The sequence below is a fragment of the Flavobacterium azizsancarii genome (assembly GCF_027980145.1).
Taxonomy (GTDB): Bacteria; Bacteroidota; Bacteroidia; order Flavobacteriales; family Flavobacteriaceae; genus Flavobacterium; species Flavobacterium azizsancarii.
In genome coordinates this window covers 1-17,472 of the sequence record NZ_JAMZNK010000052.1, presented here as the reverse complement: position 1 = coordinate 17,472, position 17,472 = coordinate 1, and the positions used below count along the sequence as shown (strand labels likewise).

General features: G+C 33.4%; 16 protein-coding genes. 9 read left to right on the top strand and 7 right to left on the bottom strand.

What is annotated here, in order from left to right:
• Nucleotides 1-152: 152 nt before the first annotated feature.
• A complete protein-coding gene (locus tag NJT12_RS21370) occupies nucleotides 153-443 on the bottom strand; it encodes an HU family DNA-binding protein (protein WP_007805026.1) in 291 nt (96 codons plus the stop codon).
• Between the two features lie 140 nt (nucleotides 444-583).
• Between NJT12_RS21370 and mutY the strand changes: the two genes are divergently transcribed.
• Entirely contained in the window at nucleotides 584-1,633 is a 1,050-nt protein-coding gene (mutY, locus tag NJT12_RS21365) for an A/G-specific adenine glycosylase (protein WP_271338131.1), read from the top strand.
• A gap of 3 nt (nucleotides 1,634-1,636) precedes the next feature.
• Here the strand turns inward: mutY and NJT12_RS21360 are convergent, their stop codons facing one another.
• Nucleotides 1,637-1,855: a hypothetical protein gene (locus NJT12_RS21360; RefSeq protein ID WP_271338130.1), complete on the bottom strand. Its 219-nt coding sequence runs from the start codon at nucleotides 1,853-1,855 to the stop codon at nucleotides 1,637-1,639.
• A gap of 270 nt (nucleotides 1,856-2,125) precedes the next feature.
• On the opposite strand from NJT12_RS21360, the gene NJT12_RS21355 reads away from it, so the two are divergent.
• Genes NJT12_RS21355 through gldD form a run of 3 tightly spaced genes read left to right on the top strand, consistent with a single transcriptional unit; the run spans nucleotide 2,126 to nucleotide 4,447 of the window.
• Nucleotides 2,126-2,566: a single-stranded DNA-binding protein gene (locus NJT12_RS21355; protein WP_271338129.1), complete on the top strand. Its 441-nt coding sequence runs from the start codon at nucleotides 2,126-2,128 to the stop codon at nucleotides 2,564-2,566.
• Between the two features lie 23 nt (nucleotides 2,567-2,589).
• Entirely contained in the window at nucleotides 2,590-3,885 is a 1,296-nt protein-coding gene (locus NJT12_RS21350) for a gliding motility-associated protein GldE (RefSeq protein ID WP_271338128.1), read from the top strand.
• Nucleotide 3,886: 1 nt separating this feature from the next.
• Complete coding sequence (gene gldD / locus NJT12_RS21345) at nucleotides 3,887-4,447, top strand: gliding motility lipoprotein GldD (protein WP_271338126.1); 561 nt, start codon at nucleotides 3,887-3,889, stop codon at nucleotides 4,445-4,447.
• 182 nt (nucleotides 4,448-4,629) lie between these two features.
• On the opposite strand, the gene NJT12_RS21340 is transcribed toward gldD, so the two are convergent.
• Nucleotides 4,630-5,007: a heavy-metal-associated domain-containing protein gene (locus NJT12_RS21340; protein ID WP_271338124.1), complete on the bottom strand. Its 378-nt coding sequence runs from the start codon at nucleotides 5,005-5,007 to the stop codon at nucleotides 4,630-4,632.
• Between the two features lie 104 nt (nucleotides 5,008-5,111).
• Here NJT12_RS21340 and NJT12_RS21335 point away from each other — a divergent pair, with 104 nt between their 5' ends.
• Nucleotides 5,112-5,978 carry a DMT family transporter gene (locus NJT12_RS21335; protein WP_271338122.1) on the top strand — a complete coding sequence of 289 codons (867 nt, stop codon included), beginning with the start codon at nucleotides 5,112-5,114 and terminating at the stop codon, nucleotides 5,976-5,978.
• A 651-nt stretch (nucleotides 5,979-6,629) separates the two neighbouring features.
• Here NJT12_RS21335 and NJT12_RS21330 read toward each other — a convergent pair.
• Together NJT12_RS21330 and NJT12_RS21325 are read right to left on the bottom strand one after the other, a co-directional pair.
• A complete protein-coding gene (locus tag NJT12_RS21330; protein ID WP_271338120.1) occupies nucleotides 6,630-8,678 on the bottom strand; it encodes a M16 family metallopeptidase in 2,049 nt (682 codons plus the stop codon).
• Between the two features lie 12 nt (nucleotides 8,679-8,690).
• Nucleotides 8,691-10,013 carry a M16 family metallopeptidase gene (locus tag NJT12_RS21325; RefSeq protein ID WP_271338118.1) on the bottom strand — a complete coding sequence of 441 codons (1,323 nt, stop codon included), beginning with the start codon at nucleotides 10,011-10,013 and terminating at the stop codon, nucleotides 8,691-8,693.
• A 274-nt stretch (nucleotides 10,014-10,287) separates the two neighbouring features.
• Between NJT12_RS21325 and rplU the strand changes: the two genes are divergently transcribed.
• The 3 genes from rplU to NJT12_RS21310 all read left to right on the top strand — a co-directional run bounded on the left by rplU (nucleotide 10,288) and on the right by NJT12_RS21310 (nucleotide 12,451).
• A complete protein-coding gene (gene rplU, locus NJT12_RS21320) occupies nucleotides 10,288-10,728 on the top strand; it encodes a 50S ribosomal protein L21 (RefSeq protein ID WP_271338116.1) in 441 nt (146 codons plus the stop codon).
• Between the two features lie 24 nt (nucleotides 10,729-10,752).
• Nucleotides 10,753-11,013 carry a 50S ribosomal protein L27 gene (rpmA, locus tag NJT12_RS21315; RefSeq protein ID WP_035685981.1) on the top strand — a complete coding sequence of 87 codons (261 nt, stop codon included), beginning with the start codon at nucleotides 10,753-10,755 and terminating at the stop codon, nucleotides 11,011-11,013.
• Nucleotides 11,014-11,167: 154 nt separating this feature from the next.
• On the top strand, nucleotides 11,168-12,451 hold the full coding sequence (locus NJT12_RS21310) for a hypothetical protein (RefSeq protein WP_271338115.1): 1,284 nt from the start codon (nucleotides 11,168-11,170) through the stop codon (nucleotides 12,449-12,451).
• Nucleotides 12,452-12,598: 147 nt separating this feature from the next.
• Here the strand turns inward: NJT12_RS21310 and NJT12_RS21305 are convergent, their stop codons facing one another.
• Both NJT12_RS21305 and NJT12_RS21300 read right to left on the bottom strand, forming a co-directional pair.
• Nucleotides 12,599-15,358, bottom strand: a complete 2,760-nt coding sequence (locus tag NJT12_RS21305) for an AsmA-like C-terminal region-containing protein (protein WP_271338114.1) — start codon at nucleotides 15,356-15,358, stop codon at nucleotides 12,599-12,601.
• 50 nt (nucleotides 15,359-15,408) lie between these two features.
• The gene (locus tag NJT12_RS21300; RefSeq protein ID WP_035685975.1) at nucleotides 15,409-15,990 is read right to left on the bottom strand and encodes a MiaE family protein; all 582 of its coding nucleotides are present in this window, start codon (nucleotides 15,988-15,990) and stop codon (nucleotides 15,409-15,411) included.
• Between the two features lie 114 nt (nucleotides 15,991-16,104).
• Between NJT12_RS21300 and NJT12_RS21295 the strand changes: the two genes are divergently transcribed.
• A complete protein-coding gene (locus tag NJT12_RS21295) occupies nucleotides 16,105-17,349 on the top strand; it encodes a glycosyltransferase (protein ID WP_271338111.1) in 1,245 nt (414 codons plus the stop codon).
• Nucleotides 17,350-17,472: the final 123 nt, after the last annotated feature.

The window sequence follows — 17,472 nt, the reverse complement described above, 5'->3', positions numbered from 1 at the left end:
CGTTTAAAAAGAAAAAAGTAGTTTAAAACTACTTTTTCTTTTTGTGACGGTTAGCTCTCGCTCTTTTCTTTCTTTTGTGCGTAGCTACCTTATGTCTCTTTCTTTTTTTACCACTTGGCATATCGTGTCGATTTTATGATTAATTAATAGTATTATTTTGCTTCGTTATTCGTTTTTACTCCTTCTACAAAAACTTTTGCAGGTTTGAATGCAGGAATGTTGTGTGCTGGAATTTTGATAGTGGTGTTTTTAGAAATGTTTCTACCTGTTTTTTCAGCTCTTGTTTTTACAATAAAACTTCCAAAACCTCTTAGGTAAACATTGTCTCCAGTTTCTAATGAAGTTTTAACTTCTTCCATAAAAGTTTCTACTGTTGCTTGAACATCTCCTTTTTCAAGACCTAGTTTCTCTGAAATTTTCGCTACGATATCTGCTTTCGTCATTTTCTTTCCTATTTTATTTTATAAATGGTGTACTATTTTTTTGAGTTTGCAAATATAGGAATTAAAAAAATAATTAATCAAGCTAATTCGTTAAATTTTAATTACATAAACATTTACTTTTGTATTCTAAGTATTTTGCAATGAATTTTTCTAACATATTGATAAAATGGTATTTACAAAACAAACGTGATTTGCCATGGCGAAAAACCACCAATCCGTACCATATTTGGCTATCAGAAATTATGTTGCAGCAGACAAGAGTTGCGCAGGGAACGCCCTATTTTTTCGCTTTTACCGAGGAATTTCCTACCGTATTTGATTTGGCAAATGCCTCTGAAGAGCAGGTTTTGAAACTCTGGCAGGGATTAGGCTATTATTCACGCGCCAGAAATTTGCATAAAACAGCGCAATATGTCGCAAATGATCTCAAAGGAGTTTTTCCTGATGCTTATAAAGAGTTATTGAAATTAAAAGGTGTTGGCGAATACACGGCAGCAGCAATAGCTTCTTTCTCTTATAATGAAGCCGTTCCTGTAGTTGATGGGAATGTGTTTAGAGTACTTTCCCGTTATTTTGATGTTGAATCTGATATTTCTCTGCCAGCCACTAAAAAAGAGTTTACAGAGTTAGCACACGAATTAATGCCAAAAGATAATCCTGCGATTTTTAATCAGGCAATTATGGAGTTTGGCGCTTTGCAATGTGTTCCTAAAAGTCCGGATTGCCCGGTTTGTGTTTTTAATGATAGTTGTGCGGCACTTCAAAAAAAGAAAGTTGCTGTTTTGCCGGTAAAGTCGAAAAAATTAAAAGTCACAAATCGTTTCTTTAATTATTTAATTTTAGAAGATGTTTTAGGAAATACTTCAATTCAAAAAAGAACAGCAAAAGGAATTTGGCATAACCTGTATGAGTTTCCTCTTTTAGAAACGACAGAAATTGTTGGCTTTGATGTTGTTTCAAAAGCAGTTCAAAATGATGTTTTTCCGTCCTATAGTATATTAAGTATAGAGGAGTGTATAGAAACAACTGTTATTCATAAACTTTCGCACCAGCATCTTCATATTCAGTTTTGGAAAGTCAAGATTGCAGAAGTAATAGAAAGCGGATTGAATACCAGTGAATTGAAAACTTTTCCCTTTCCAATTGTAATTTATAATTTTATTGAAAAGAAATTTGAATTAGAAGTTTAAGTATTATCGTTGATAAGCATACAGGAAAAGTTTGATAGAAATTCCAATGAAAATCCCGGCGATTGCCATTTCACAAGCCGAAGTAGCAGCTTTGGGTTCTGAGTTTTTCTTTTTGGCATAAATAAGAAACCCTAGTATTGGTAAACAAAGCGAAAATATCTTTAAAATAAAATGCAGATCTTTATTTGAGGTTTGACTGTATCCTGATTTGTTTTCAAACATAGGAGTGGTTTTAAAAGCGAGATTAATGAGTAAGTAATTTATTACGAAAGTATATTGTTTTTATGGTTTTACAATCAATTTGTATATTTTTAATACAGTGACTTTAAATTCAGTTACGCAAAGATAAGATCCGATAAATAATTTAAAATAGATTGAATACCAGTGATTTAAAAAATTTTTGTTTTCCAATTGTAATTTGTAATTTTATTGAAAAGCAAGAAATAAATTGCTAAAAAAATGTATCTTTGGGATAAATACCACGAATAAATTATGAACGGAACATTAAATAAGGTTATGCTAATTGGTCATTTAGGAGATGATGTAAAAATGCATTATTTTGATGGAGGAAATTGCATTGGACGTTTTCAATTAGCTACAAATGAGGTTTATATTAATAAAACTACCAACGAAAAAATAACTTCGACGGAGTGGCATAATTTAGTTGTACGTAATAAAGCAGCTGAAATTTGCGAAAAATATCTTTCTAAAGGAGATAAAATATATGTCGAAGGACGCATAAAATCGCGCCAATGGCAAGCCGAAGATGGTACTACAAAATATACAACAGAAATTCAGGTAACTGAGTTTACTTTCTTGACTACCAAAAAAGAAACTGGAAATCAGAAGCCAAACCACGATTCAGAACCAGTAAAAAATACTAACTTTGATGCGACGAGTGAAGGCCTGCCTATAAACGACCTGCCTTTTTGATTGTTTAACTAATCTTTTTTAATTTGGACCCGGAGCCCAGTTTATTTTTTAATACCACTTTAGACATCAATTTAATAATTGGTTTTGTCGGAATATTTGTTTTGCTGTTTTTATCAGCAATTGTATCAGGTGCTGAAATAGCGCTTTTTTCTTTGTCTCAAAAAGATATCGACGAGACTGTACAGGAAAGCCAGACTAAAGGAAAAATTATTTCTAATCTTTTAGACAAACCCAAAAAACTTCTGGCAACCCTGCTTGTAGCCAATAATTTCTTTAACATTGGAGTCGTTATTTTATTCTCTTTTGTAGGACAGAATGTTTTTGCAAATGTTAGTTCTCCTGCGTTAAAATTTATTCTTGAGATTGTTGTAGTTACTTTTTTTATTTTATTGTTTGGAGAAGTCTTGCCTAAAGTTTACGCAAGTAGAAATAATATAAAATTCGCAAAACAAATTGCATATCCAATTGCTATTTTAGACAAATTACTCTCGCCAATAAGTTTACCAATGCGCAGTGTTACGCTATATTTGCATAATAAATTAGGAAAGCAAAAGAATAGTTTTTCGATCAATCAGCTTTCTCAGGCGCTGGAATTAACAGATTCTGAAGGAACATCAAGCGAAGAACAAAAAATACTGGAAGGAATTGTTTCGTTTGGAAACACAGATACCAAGCAGGTAATGAGTCCCAGGATTGATATTTTTGCATTAGAAGTATCTGAGTCATTTAGTGCCATTTGCCCTAAAATAATTGAGAAAGGATTTTCGAGAATTCCGGTTTACCGAGATAATATCGACCAGATCGAAGGCATTTTATTTGTAAAGGATTTATTGCCTCATATAGATAAGGAAGAGTTTGAGTGGACCTCTTTAGTAAGAGAAGCTTTTTTTGTTCCTGAAAATAAGAAACTCGATAATTTATTAAAGGATTTTCAAAGCCTTAAAAGCCATTTGGCGATTGTGGTCGACGAATATGGAGGAACTTCAGGATTAGTATCTCTGGAAGATGTTATAGAAGAAATAGTAGGAGATATTAGTGATGAGTTTGATGATGAAAATTTGAATTTCTCGCAGATAGATGAAAAGAATTTTCTGTTTGAAGGAAAAATAAACATGAAAGATTTTTATAGAATCGTTGATGTTAATGAAGACGTTTTTGAATCGCGTAAAGGAGAAGCCGAAACATTGGCAGGATTTATTCTTGAAATTTTGGGTAATTTTCCTAAAAAAGATCAAAAAGTAGCTTTCGAAAACTGTGTTTTTACAATAGAAACAGTTGATAAAAAGCGTGTAAAACAAATAAAAGTAACAATAGATTAGAATGTTTAAAAAGACGATTTCAATAGCAACAATTTTACTGGCATTGACTGTTTTAAGTTGTAAAGATGATGTCGTGCCCAAGCCGGCGGGTTATCTTCGTTTAGATTATCCTGAAGCAAAATACGTTGGTTTTGAAAATAATTGTCCGTTTTCTTTTGAGATGAATGAAGCAGCTATAATTAAAGGAGAAAAAGATTGTGGATTTGCAATTACATATCCTAAAATGAAGGCCACTATTTACCTGACATACAAACTAGTAAATGGTGATATCAATAAATTGCTTAAAGATGCCCAAAAATTAACGTATGAACATGTTATTAAGGCAGATGATATATTAGAACAACCGTATTTAAACCCTCAAAAAAAGGTTTATGGTATGTTTTATCAAGTTGACGGGAATGCGGCTACAAACTCTCAGTTTTACGTTACAGATAGTACAAAGCATTTTATAACAGGATCAGTTTATTTTTATGCCAAGCCTAATTTTGATTCTATTATGCCAGCGGCAAGTTATATAAAAAATGATATGCAAAGGCTAATGGAAACTTTGAAATGGAAGTAGAAAACTAAGACATAAAAAAGGGCGTTCAAAAATTTGATCGCCCTTTTTTATGTCTTAAAATTAAGAAAAATATCCAATGTCAATTTAAGAAAATAACCCAACAAAAATTCTAAATCACAATTGTTGTTGGGATTTGGAATTTAAAAATATTGGGATTTTTAAAAAAAAATATTAGATTTTTTTTAAGATTTAGTATTCAAAACTTTGTATGTTTTTCCGTCTCCGGTTGCCTGAACCACTTTAGTTAATTTTTCTTGATTTTGAACCGTTTTGTCAAAAACAACAGTAGCCGTTTTTTTGTCAAAATCAACCGTAGCTTTTTCTACACCATCTAAATCAGCCAATTCTTTTTCGATAGTTTTTGCACATCCCATTGCACAAGTCATTCCTTCGATTTCAAAACTTGCAGTCTGAACATTTTCGGCAGCAATTGCTTTGTGTTCTTTTACCACTGTAGTTTCAGATTTTATATTTGCTAGGTTTTTGTCTTCTTCTTTTTTGCAGCTTACTAATACTAAACTTGCGATTGCGAAAGTGGCAACGATTTTTGTAAATTTCATTATATATGATTTTTAATTAGATAAAGTTGTGTTCTTTGCAAAATTAATAAAAAGGAGGAGGTCAGTTCATAAAATTATTACAAATTTGCATCAAAATCGTATTTATGGATGCAAAGCAATTAAAGTGGGCTTACTTACTTATTCTTTCTCTTATTTGGGGAAGTTCTTTTATTTTAATAAAGAGAGGTCTGGTTGGTTTGACAGCTGTTCAGGTGGGTTCGTTCCGAATTATTTTTGCTGCTTTGTTTTTATTAATTGTAGGCTTTAAGAGTCTAAAGAAAATTTCGCGCCGTCAATGGAAATTTGTTGCCATAACTTCTGTTTTTGGCACTTTTATGCCAGCTTTTCTTTTTGCTATTGCAGAAACTCAGGTTGATAGTTCGATTGTGGCGATTTTAAATTCGCTGACACCTTTGAATACACTCGTTTTAGGAATAATTATTTTTGGAATTCAGTTTCAAAAACGACAGGTTCTTGGGGTTTTTGTTGGTTTAGTAGGTTGTTTATTGTTGGTTTTTAGTGGCGCGTCAGCTCATTCGGGGCAAAACTACTATTATGTGATTCTCGTTGTCATTGCGACACTTTGTTATGCTATAAATGTCAATTTAATCAAGAAATACTTGTCTGATTTGAATTCGGTTAGTATTACAACAGGGAATTTTGCTGTTTTGCTTTTGCCTGCATTAATCATTTTAAGTACAACTGATATTTCGCAAAGAATAAATATAGATATCACGCAGCATTCGATTTATTTTGTAATGGTTCTGGGAGTTTTAGGAACCGGAATCGCGAATGTTTTGTTCTTTAAATTAATACAAATGTCGTCGCCGGTATTTGCAACATCGGTAACGTATTTGATTCCGATAGTGGCATTTTTCTGGGGATTATTAGATAATGAAATGCTAACGTCAATTCAGTTTTTTGGAGCATTTATTATTTTGATTGGGGTTTATTTGTCTGCGAAGAAATAAAAGCTTTGAATTGAATATCTTTGTTGTGAAAGAAGGTTCAGAGATGTAAGGGTTCAAAGGTTCAAAGGCTTTTGAAAATTAGAACTTAAAAATATTTCACAAAGTAACCACAATTATTGTATGCGTATTTTTTGTCATTTCTGACGAAGCAGAAATTACATCAGATATTCTGCAAGGATTGGAGATTTTAGGGGTGGAGTTTCTCATGTGATTTACTTCGTCCGTTCTCCTTTGTCGAAATGACAAAATTGTGTTATAGCCATGTAATTTAGTCCCTACGGGACATTTTTTTATTTTTCATGTTCATTTTTCTACCAACATTAAACTCCTAATGGAGTAAGGTTTTGATTTCTAAACATTCAATGTTTATTCTTTATTTCAAAAAAGAGATTATAAATTGACATTTTTTATTCTATCAAATATTTAATTCCTGCTTTTCTATCTCGGAGAGATTGCATATTGGTAGAAATATCATTAAACCACCAAGTGTTTTATCCCGTAGGGATTATACTGCGCGATCTAATAGGGTCAGGCTTCTACTCCGTTCAGCCAGACAAATAAGAGCGCATAAAAAAAGCTTTGTCAAAGTTCTTAAACTTTGACAAAGCTTCTAAAATCTTAGAACCTTAGCAACTTAGTACCTCAGAACCTTTATAAAAAATCTTTCTCAGAAACCCCTTCATTAATCTTAATTTCAGATATTTTAATATCCAATTCAAAACCAACATTCTGAATCAAATTAAAAGGAACTTTGATGCCTTTTACTTCTCTGTAATCGTTAAAGTTTGTTATTTGAGCAGATGATTTTCCGTCTTGTTCGCGAACTTTGCCTTTTGCTGTTTTTAAGCCTGATTTTACATCGTAGTAATACGTTGTTTTACTATCTTTTATTACATAAGCATCGCTGCCGTTTATAGGTTCAATTCCTTCTACTTTTAGGTCTGTTCTTTTTACAAGTTGCAATTCTTCAAAAGGAGCAGCGCTAGCTTTCATGTCGGCAAGATCTGCACCTTCAAGGTTTTTGCGTTGTCCTTGTTGTTCGATATAAGCACCTTTTTCGTTTACTACTTGTTTCATTAAGTTCATATTTCCCATAGCAAGAGAAACCATCATTTTTCCTTTCGAATCCAGTTTAGATGTAAAAGTCAAAGGTCCTGGTGCTTGCGGAACGGTTGTAGTTCCTGTCATTGCCAATGTTTTTACTGAAGAAACCGCTTTTTCTCCGCCAATTGCATTAAGGTAATTCTCGAAAACTGTTTTTGCAGTAATTCCAGCCGGGGCATCTTTTTTGGTTGCCGGTTTTTCAACAGGATTTCCGTATCTGTCAAAATAGAAAATCGGAATTTGCAATTTTTCTAAACCAGTCAGAACATCCGAGCCTTTTCCTGCAATTACAATTCGCATATTGTCTAGCAGGAAGTATTTGTTGGCAACACGATAAATGTCGTCTGCGGTAACATTATTGATGGTCTGAATGTATTTTTCGTAGAAATCAGCAGGAAGTTTTTCTGTTTCAATATTCAGGGCGTATCTGGCAACAGCTTGTGGTTTTTCGACCTGCATTACAAATCGTCCAATATATCCTGCTTTTACATTTTTTAAAACATCTGAAGAAACTTTCTCTGTTCTGATTCTTTTTATTTCTTTAATAAACTGAACTACTGCACTATCAGTAACAGCATTTCTAACGGCTGATGAAGCCTTGAATTTAGTTACATATTTCCCAGCTCCAATATTTGAGCTTGCGCCATATGTCCAGGCATGCTGCTCGCGTAAATTCATGTTCAGGTAACTGTTAAAATCTCCTCCCAGAATTTGATTTGCAATTACTGCAGGGAAAAAATCAGGATCGCTCATTTTTAAAGTTACAGTATTAACTAACGAAATTTCAGATTGAACCGCATTTGGAACATCTACAAAATCAATTTGAAGTTTAGAAACGTTTTCAGGATTTGGATAAGTGTTTTTTGGTGCAGCTTGTTTTTTCCATCCGCCAAAAAGTTTGTCTACGGCTGCCTTTGTTTCTTTGAATTTAATGTCTCCAATAATTACTAAATAAGCATTTTCAGGAACAAAATAAGTAGCGTAGTTTTTCTGAACATCTTCCAGAGTTACGTTTTTTACTGTTTCTTCTGAAATGTATTCTCCCGAAGGATGATTTTTTCCATAAGCCAAAACATCAACAACTCTGCTGGCAATTGCAGGAACGCTTTTTTCATCGGCTTTAAGTCCTTCAATTAGTTTTGCTTTTTCTTTATCAAATTCAGCTTGAGTAAAATTAGGTTGTAGCGCACCTTCGGCCAGAAGTTCTAAAACGCGTCCTGAATATTTAGAAAGAGAACTTGCATAAGCGCCTGATGATGTAAAATTAAGGCTAGCTCCGTAAAAGTCAATTTCTTCGTTAAAAGCTTCTTTGGTTGTTTTTTTGCTTCCGTTGCCAATTAAGCTGCTCGTTAATTCATCTACACCTTTTTTGTTTCCTTCGGTAAAAGGAGCGTTGTCCAGGGTTAGGTTAAAACTTACTCTTGGTAATTTATGATTTTCAACCACCAAAACTTTCATACCGTTTGCCAAAACAAAAGTTTGTGGTTTTTTGATGTTGACTACTGGCGATGGGCCTGGTTTTGGTTGTGGGCGATCTTGTGCTTGCATAATTCCAGTCAGGAATAAAAGGATTAAAAATGTATGTATTTTTTTCATGATTCGATAGACTTAGTTTTGAACTTTAGTTGAAGGAATGTAATCTAAAATTAAACGCTGATTAGGATTTAAGTACTTCTTAGCCACTTCTCTAATTTCTTCTCTTGTAATAGAGTGGTAAAGGTCGATCTCAGTGTTAATAAGATTTACATCGCCGTAAAGCAAATAATAAGAAGCAAGGTTTTCAGCAATTCCTTCTACGCTTGCATTGGCGTTCACAAAATTGTTATCGAATTTATTTTGTAGTTTTTCATAGTCTTTTTCAGAAATCAAGTCAGTTTGGATTTTTACAATTTCTTCATCCATTTCTTTCAAGATATCGGCTGTTGTATAAGGAGCCATTGGTAAGCCGTATAAAATGTACATTCCGTAATCTTCCTGACTAAAACCTACAGCACCAATCTGAAGAGCCATTTTTTTGTCGTCAACTATTTTTTTATACAGTTTAGAGCTTTTTCCATCACTTAAATAAGAAGAGATCAAATCTAAAACCCTTGCATCTCTGGTTTTCATCGAAGGTGTTCTGTAAGAAGCAACAATCATTGGAATCTGAATATTGGGATCTTCATAAGTTGCTTTTATCGTTTGAGTAATTGGCTCTTCGACAAAAGTTTGTTTTTTTACTTCTTCTCCACGCGGAATTGGACCAAAATATTTCTGAATCCATTCTTTGGTTTTAGCTTTGTCAAAATCTCCTGCCACCACTAAAACAGCATTGTTTGGGGTGTAGAATTTTTTATTAAATGCCTGAAACTCTTCCAGCGTTGCTGCATCCAAATCTTTCATAGAACCGATAGTTGTCCAGCGGTACGGATGATTTTTGAACATGTTTTTCTTAACCTCAGGAAGTATGTTTCCGTAAGGCTGATTGTCGTAACGCATTCTTTTTTCTTCTTTTACAACTTCGTTTTGCGTGGCAACACCAATTTTATTAATAATAGGATGCATTAATCTTTCAGATTCCATCCACAAACCAAGTTCTAAACTGTTTGACGGGAAAACTTCGTAGTAATAAGTTCTGTCGTCAGAAGTGTTGGCGTTGTTTACCCCGCCATTTGCAGTGACGATCTTCATCCATTCGCCACGTTTTATATTTTGTGTTCCTTCAAATAATAAATGTTCAAAGAAATGTGCAAAACCGGTTCGGTCAGGACGCTCATCTTTTGATCCTACATGGTACATTACTGAGGTAATTACAACGGGAGCCGATGGGTCGTTGTGCAAAATAACATGCATTCCGTTATCTAAATTATATTCTTCAAAAGCTACCTTTTGAGCATGAGCCACTCCGCCGAGCATTAGTGCTGCACTTAACATCATTATTGATTTTTTCATAAAGATTAATAATTTTTATTTGCCTATAACTTATAGGTAGCCAAGAGTTGATTATCGTTACGCCAAAAATAACTTTTTTTAATTATCAATTAAGGGTTTGGCTCTGTTTTGACGATAATTTAACAGTATTTTACCGCTAAATGTTTTGTTTTAAGACGTGAAATGTCTTTAAAAACAGTATTTTATGCAAAATAATTATTTTTAGAATAAGAGATTGCATACTAAATTATTAATTGTATATTTGCAACCTTAAAAATCAATAAATCAATTTGGTATGTATGCAATCGTAGAGATAGCAGGGCAACAATTCAAAGTAAGCAAAGACTTAAAGGTTTATGTTAACCGTTTGACTAATGAAGAAGGTTCAAAAGTTTCTTTTGACAAAGTTCTTTTATTAGACGATAATGGTAACGTAACTTTAGGCGCCCCAGCTATAGAAGGTGCTTCAGTAGAAGCTAAAGTGTTACAACACTTAAAAGGAGATAAAGTTATCGTTTTCAAAAAGAAAAGAAGAAAAGGATACAAAAAGAGAAATGGTCACAGACAATATCTTACTCAAATTGTAATTGAAGGTATTACTGCAGCAGGCGGAACTAAAAAAGCAGCAGCTAAAAAAGCAGTTGTGGCAGAAGATGCAGCTACTGAGGAAGTTGAAGCTCCTAAAGTAAAGAAAGCAGCAGCTCCAAAAGCAAAAAAAGAAGCTACTAAAGAATAATAACAATATTTAAACTCATACGTCATGGCTCACAAGAAAGGTGTCGGTAGTTCGAAGAATGGTAGAGAATCAGAATCAAAACGTTTAGGCGTTAAGATTTTTGGAGGTCAAGCTGCTATTGCTGGAAACATCATCGTTAGACAAAGAGGTTCAAAACATAATCCAGGTGAAAATGTTTACATCAGTAAAGATCACACACTACACGCAAGAGTAGCTGGAGTTGTTAAGTTCCAAAAGAAAAGAGATAACAAATCTTATGTATCTATCCTTCCATTCGAAGCATAATCATTAGATTACTTATTACAAAACCCGTTCTGAAAAGAGCGGGTTTTTTGTTTTTGTGCCAATCGTATGTCTTATTTTGACAGGATACTAATTTATTGAGGTGTACATTGAGTTATATTATTTGTATTTTTGGAGGAATTAATCTACTTGAATTTTGAAAAAAATAGTTTTTCTTTTATTTCTTTTCTGTACAAGCCTATTTGCAAAAGAAATTGATTCTACTGAGCAAATCGTGTCGTTAAACGATAATCAAAAAAAGATTTTGTATGAATTTGCCGTTTTACAAAAAAGTGGTTATGATGCTAATGCTTATTGGCAGCAACATAAAAACCAGTTTTCAATAATAAATGATACGGTAAGAAATCAACTGGCAAGCGAAGTTTACGCCAACTCGCGTATTTTATATACTCCGGTAAAAAATTCTGCGGTCCAGTTATGGATGCAGACGCAATCACTGACTAATTGGATGTTATATCTTGCTGCATTTATTGGCGTATGCGCAGTTATAGGTTTAATGCGCAATTACTGGGGTCTGATTATTGGTCTGCTTATAAGGCAGTTTGCGCCTTTGTTCAAAGTTTTGTTTTCTCAGATTTTATTGACATATGAATTGTTATTAATTGGTGCAGCTTGTATTTTCTTTGGATGCTACATAGAAGAAATGACATTGCGAACGGTAGTGATTCATATAGGTTTGTTTTTGTTATGGAGTCAGTCAACGGCTATTTTTACGCAGCAATATTTAGTCAAGAGGTATGTTTATGTGGTAAAAAATAATTTTTGGGAAGCTAGTCGATGGGAAGTAGTAAAAACGATCTGTCTTCCTGCGCTTATTGTTACTGCGGCTCTTTTTTATGTATTGAGTAAAGTTCCGGAAGATACATTGTATAATTATGAAATTGTTGTTTCTGGTATGGCGTTTATTTGTGCTTTACCATTTTGGCGTAATTTAGAAAAATACATTTCTCCAATCTTAATTCCTTTTAAGGATAACGCTGTCGAAAGAAGTATTTATTCGCTCGCCGCTTGTGTTGTGTTGGCTTTAGTTATTGCTGGTATTCTTATAGAGAAATTTGATCCGCTTTTTTCGTATTTTATAACTGCTTTGACTGGTTTGTTGATTGTTTCCTTTTTGCTTTTATCGCTCAAAGAAAATTTTAGGTATAATTATAAGAATTATTATTATTTGCAATTTGTTACAATTCTTTTTCTTTCGTCAGTTTTGTTTTATAGTTTTTATATTCATTCCGGCGAGATGATTTGGGCTTCTTTAATTGGGGCAAGTATTTATATTGTCATCAAATATTGGGAGATTCCAACCTTTTTTATAAGCTGGAGAAGAGATAGAAATTCTACTTGGGGATTTTTAGGAATGGCAGTTTTGTTGTGGTTATTGGCGAAGGGCATTTTGTATGTTTCCGCAATGTTGTATGTTTAAGCTGTAGGTTGAGCTAATACAAAGTGACCCCTGTATTAATTTCGGTCGAAATGGCAAGATTGCAAAAAAAAAACCTTTGTCAAAGTTTTAAAATTTGACAAAGGCCGATATCGTTAAATTGGAATTTCCAAAATTGGAATTTAGTTTTTACTCAGAATCTTTAGTTTCTTCAAGGTCTTCACCTTTTCTTCCTAGCTTTATTTTCGGGTTATCCTGTGTTCCGGTAACGGTTAGGGGAATTCCGAATATGCCAAGAGGAGGTAGGCCTAAGCGCATTTTTAAGTTTAGTTTTCCGTCCAGGCTTGTTGTTCCTTCAATTCTTGGTCTAAAGCCGGAAAACTTAAATTTAAAGCGCTCTACAGTCATGATATTGTTCTTGATTGTAGTTTTAATATCAACTTTAGAAAGGTCGGGATTTTGCATAGATTCAGAGTTTGTTGCTTTGCTTACGGCATTAAACATTTTTAATCCTCTTACTTTTACATCTTTTACAGAAAGTGTTCCTCCACCCGTAAGCGATGGATAAACCGGATCCATGTTCCCGTTTAGTCTTCCTTTTAACTGATAATCTACAGAAACAATTCCTTGTGCTTTTTCAGCAGCACTGGCCATTTTTCTAAATACTTCAATTTCGTTGTAGGCTTTCTTAATGTCAAAATCTTCTGCTTTAATGCTAAAATCAAAATTTGCTTTTTGTGGAGTTATTGCCTGATAATTGGCATTCATACCAACATTGCAGCCAATTAAGTTAAAACCGGTATTTTGCATGCTTAGCTTGCCTTTGTTCATGTTTAAGTTTCCAACTGCATTAAGAAGGTTTAACTTGTCGAAATTTACTTTTTGCGCATTTGCTGTAAATTGTAAATTTAAATTAGTCGGAATTATAATTACTCCCGTTTTTGCTGCGGTTTGTGGCGCCGGAGTTTCAGTTTTGGTTTGTGTTACAGAAGTATTTGCCGGAGTATTTGACATAAATTCATCAACGTTGATGTATCGGGATGTGGCCTTAAAAGAGCCTCTTAAAACGCCTGTATTTGTGGTTGCATAATTGAAAACGTTTTGCAGGTATCCATTCATTTTAAAATCTGATTCGCCATAAGCAGCCAAAAAGTTATTGAACGACATTTTGTCCTGATTGATTTTGAAAATTCCTTCTTTGATGATGAATTTTTTTGGTAAATATTCTGATGTAATGCCAATATTTCTAAGTTCGAGAGTTCCCTTGTTGTAAAGTTTGCTGTATCTCCCTTTTTCTGCATCGCTTTGTTTTCCTTTCAAAACTAAATCAGCTTTTACGAAACCATCCAGATCAAGTCCTTTTTGAGAGAAAACTTTATATATTTTATTAATGTCAAGTTCGCCTTTCGCTTTAATATCGTACGTTAAATCATTAAAGTTGCTCAGGTCAGCTTCTACAAAAACAGGTTTGCCTTCAAATGTAAATTGAGTTGGTTTTAGGCTTACTTTCAAATCATCAAAAGTTCCTTTTTGATTGTTGATTGTAGATTTGATAATAATATTTGTAATAGGATTTGGGTAGTATGGTGTTTTTAGATATCCATTTTCCAAATTAATAGTTCCGTTTGTAACCGGGAAAAGTTTGTTTTTCAGATCAAACTTTCCATTTGCTTTTGCGTCTCCTTCAAGGTTTCCTTTTAGAACTATGGCAGGAATTCCTAATGCTTTGGTTAGTTTTTCCAGATCTATCTTAGCTTTAAAATCAGCATTGATATTTGGGGTATTTATACCTTCAACATAGAATTTCGATTTTAAATAATCCTTGTTGATGTTTAAAGATAAGTTTTTAGCGTCAACGATAACAAGATCCGGATTTAAGGACGGCACTTTGGTTTTTACCTCTAAATTAAGATTAGAAACCGGAAATGCACTTTTGTTATAATTTACAAATCCGCTGTCTATTTTTACGTCCAGATCAAGATCAGGAGCGATATTTTGTGATGCAATATAGTTTCCTTTTAAAGTTAAAAGTAGATTGGTATTCCCTTTTAATTCGGTCTTAGAAAGCCAGGTAATGTATTTGGGAGGAAAAGCTGTAAAAACGTCATACAGCTTACTATTATCTGATTTAATGACAAAATCCATGTTGTAGCCGTCTTTCAGGAAATCAAATTTCCCTTTGAAATCTACCAAAAGCTGGTTGATTTTAAGGTTGTTTTGTTGAAAATAGAAAGATAACGAGTTTACATTTACTTTAGTAATTAAATCGGCATCAATCTTTTTGTTCATTAAATAAGGTTCGCCTTCATAAACGATATTTAGTTTTTCGATTTTGGCTTTTGAGTATAAATCGAAAACAGCTTTGGTTAAATCCCCTTTTCCTAAATAATTAAATCCAAAAGCATCAAAATGAATTTTAGTTGACAAGTCGTCGTAAATTATTTTACTGTTTAGAATTTCAATTTTTTCGAGTTTTAGTGATGCATCGGCGTCAGTGCTGTCTTTAGGATCGGTTGCATTCGCAGATGATTTGTAAACATTGTAGTTTGCTTCTCCTTTTGCATTTACTTTTACATTAATAAATGAGTCGGATAAATAAATCTGATCAATTTTTACTTCTTTGCTAAATACAAGGCTGGCTACGTCAATTCCAAAAGAAACCTCTTTTGCTGTGATGAATTTTTCGCTTGTATAAGGCGCTGATCCGTTAAGGCTTAAATCGCTTAAAGTTAGGGTTAGGGAAGGGAAATGCTGAAAAAAGGAAACAGAAACGTCAGAATAATTCAATTCTGCAGTCAATTTTTCGTTAGCTGTTTTTTTAATCTGCTCTTTGATTTTGTCAGCAAAAATAATAGGGGTTAAGAATAACAAACCTATAATTACCACAAAAGTAATTCCCAGGTATTTAGCCGTTTTTAATAAAATAGACTTCGTTTTATTTGTTGACATAACAAATTATGGTATTTATAGGTAAGATTAAAATCGAATGTTGAAGATTATTATCCGTGTACGGTTTCGCTTTTTCCGTAATTAGTAATAATTGAACCTTCATATTCAATCCATTCTTTCCAGCGTTTATCAATATCTATGTTGTCTGTATATTTTCTTGCAAATCCTAGAAAAGTAGTATAATGACCGGCTTCAGAAATCATTAAATCGCGATAGAATTTAGCTAATTCTTCATCTTTTATATTTTCCGAAAGTACTTTAAAACGCTCGCAGCTTCTGGCTTCGATCATTGCTGAAAATAATAAACGATCGCAAAGTGCATCTTTTCGGCTGCCATCTTTTTTCATGAATTTAAAAAGTTCATTTACATAATGATCCTTTCTTTCGCGCCCTAATGTCAAGCCTCTTTTTTTAATAATGTCATGAACCATTTGCAAATGCTCTAATTCTTCTCTGGCAATCACGAGCATTTCGGTTACTAATTCTTCTAATTCAGAATTGTAAGTAACTAAACTTATTGCATTCGAAGCTGCTTTTTGTTCACACCACGCATGGTCTGTCAAAATTTCTTCGATATTCGATTCTACTATATTTACCCAACGAGGGTCTGTGGCTAATTTTAATCCTAACATAATTTCCCGGCATTTTAGTTCTTGCAAAATTAGTGTTTTTTATTACTAAAAATCAGGAAATATTGTATGATTACGCTCAAAAAAGCATTATTTTGTAGCTTGAAATATTTTAAAATGAATCAGATAAAAAAACTTTTAATCATTGGCTTTGTGTGGCCTGAACCCAATTCGTCTGCAGCGGGCCGAAGAATGATGCAATTGATTTCTATTTTTAAACAAAACGGATTTGAGATTACATTTGCGAGCCCTGCTTTAGACAGTGATTTTATGGTCGATTTATCTGAATTTGGAGTAAAGAAAGTATCCATAGAACTCAATAATTCCAGTTTTGATGATTTCATTATCGAATTGAATCCGGATGTTGTTTTGTTTGATCGTTTTATGATCGAAGAACAATTTGGATGGCGGGTTTCTGAAAATTGTCCAAAAGCAATTCGGTTATTGGATACCGAAGATTTACATTGTTTAAGAACGGCAAGACAAAAAGCTTTTAAGGAAAACAGGGCTTTCGAACTTCTGGATTTGTTGTCTGAGGAAGTTGCTAAACGTGAAGTTGCCAGTATTTTAAGATGCGATCTGTCTTTTATTATTTCTGAATTTGAAATGAAAATTTTAAATGAGGTTTTTAAAATTAATTCTGATTTGCTTTACTACTTGCCATTTCTGGTATATGAAATGTCTGAATTGGATCTTCTGAAATTGCCTTTGTTTGAGGAGCGTAAAAATTTTGTATTCATTGGTAATTTCCTTCATGAGCCCAATTGGAATACGGTTCAGTATTTGAAAGAAACGATTTGGCCATTGATCAAAAAGCAATTTCCGGAAGCTATTTTGGAGGTTTTTGGTGCTTATCCTTCGCAAAAAGTATTGCAATTGCATCAGCCTAAAAACGGTTTTTTTATCATGGGAAGAGCTGAAAATGCAAATGAGATTGTTAAGAAATCACGTATTGTTCTTGCGCCAATTCGGTTTGGTGCCGGTTTAAAAGGTAAACTATTAGAAGCAATGCAATGTGGAACGCCAAGCATAACTTCGGCTATTGGTTCTGAAGCAATGCATGCAAATTTACCGTGGAATGGTTTTATTACGGATGATGTCGAACTGTTTGCAAAAAAAGCAGTTGAGTTATATCATGATGAAAACTTGTGGAAACAATCTCAAAAAAATGGAGTTGCAATTGTGAATGAATGTTATCAATTGAGTAAGTATTCAACGGCTTTGGTGACAAAAATTAATTCGCTTTTGAATGATTCTGAGAATCATCGTCTGCATAATTTCATGGGGAGTTTGTTGCAACATCATACTCTAAAAAGTACCAAATACATGGCAAAGTGGATAGAAGCTAAAAATAAAAATTAAGCATAAAAAAATGAGGTTGTCTGAAAAGACGACCTCTTTCTTTTATTATACTAGTAGATTTACAGAGTGTTTCTTGAAAAATGTAAATTTGGGCTAAAATGGTCTTCTATAAACTTTTCTAAA

Excerpts from the sequence above, each read along its gene's own strand:
- NJT12_RS21340 (WP_271338124.1), bottom strand. The coding sequence starts at position 5,007 with ATGAAATTTACAAAAATCGTTGCCACTTTCGCAATCGCAAGTTTAGTA.
- NJT12_RS21325 (WP_271338118.1), bottom strand. The coding sequence starts at position 10,013 with ATGAAAAAATCAATAATGATGTTAAGTGCAGCACTAATGCTCGGCGGA.
- gldD (WP_271338126.1), top strand. The coding sequence starts at position 3,887 with ATGTTTAAAAAGACGATTTCAATAGCAACAATTTTACTGGCATTGACT.
- rpmA (WP_035685981.1), top strand. The coding sequence starts at position 10,753 with ATGGCTCACAAGAAAGGTGTCGGTAGTTCGAAGAATGGTAGAGAATCA.
- NJT12_RS21370 (WP_007805026.1), bottom strand. The coding sequence starts at position 443 with ATGACGAAAGCAGATATCGTAGCGAAAATTTCAGAGAAACTAGGTCTT.
- NJT12_RS21330 (WP_271338120.1), bottom strand. The coding sequence starts at position 8,678 with ATGAAAAAAATACATACATTTTTAATCCTTTTATTCCTGACTGGAATT.
- NJT12_RS21300 (WP_035685975.1), bottom strand. The coding sequence starts at position 15,990 with ATGTTAGGATTAAAATTAGCCACAGACCCTCGTTGGGTAAATATAGTA.
- NJT12_RS21360 (WP_271338130.1), bottom strand. The coding sequence starts at position 1,855 with ATGTTTGAAAACAAATCAGGATACAGTCAAACCTCAAATAAAGATCTG.
- rplU (WP_271338116.1), top strand. The coding sequence starts at position 10,288 with ATGTATGCAATCGTAGAGATAGCAGGGCAACAATTCAAAGTAAGCAAA.
- NJT12_RS21295 (WP_271338111.1), top strand. The coding sequence starts at position 16,105 with ATGAATCAGATAAAAAAACTTTTAATCATTGGCTTTGTGTGGCCTGAA.
- mutY (WP_271338131.1), top strand. The coding sequence starts at position 584 with ATGAATTTTTCTAACATATTGATAAAATGGTATTTACAAAACAAACGT.
- NJT12_RS21335 (WP_271338122.1), top strand. The coding sequence starts at position 5,112 with ATGGATGCAAAGCAATTAAAGTGGGCTTACTTACTTATTCTTTCTCTT.
- NJT12_RS21305 (WP_271338114.1), bottom strand. The coding sequence starts at position 15,358 with ATGTCAACAAATAAAACGAAGTCTATTTTATTAAAAACGGCTAAATAC.
- NJT12_RS21355 (WP_271338129.1), top strand. The coding sequence starts at position 2,126 with ATGAACGGAACATTAAATAAGGTTATGCTAATTGGTCATTTAGGAGAT.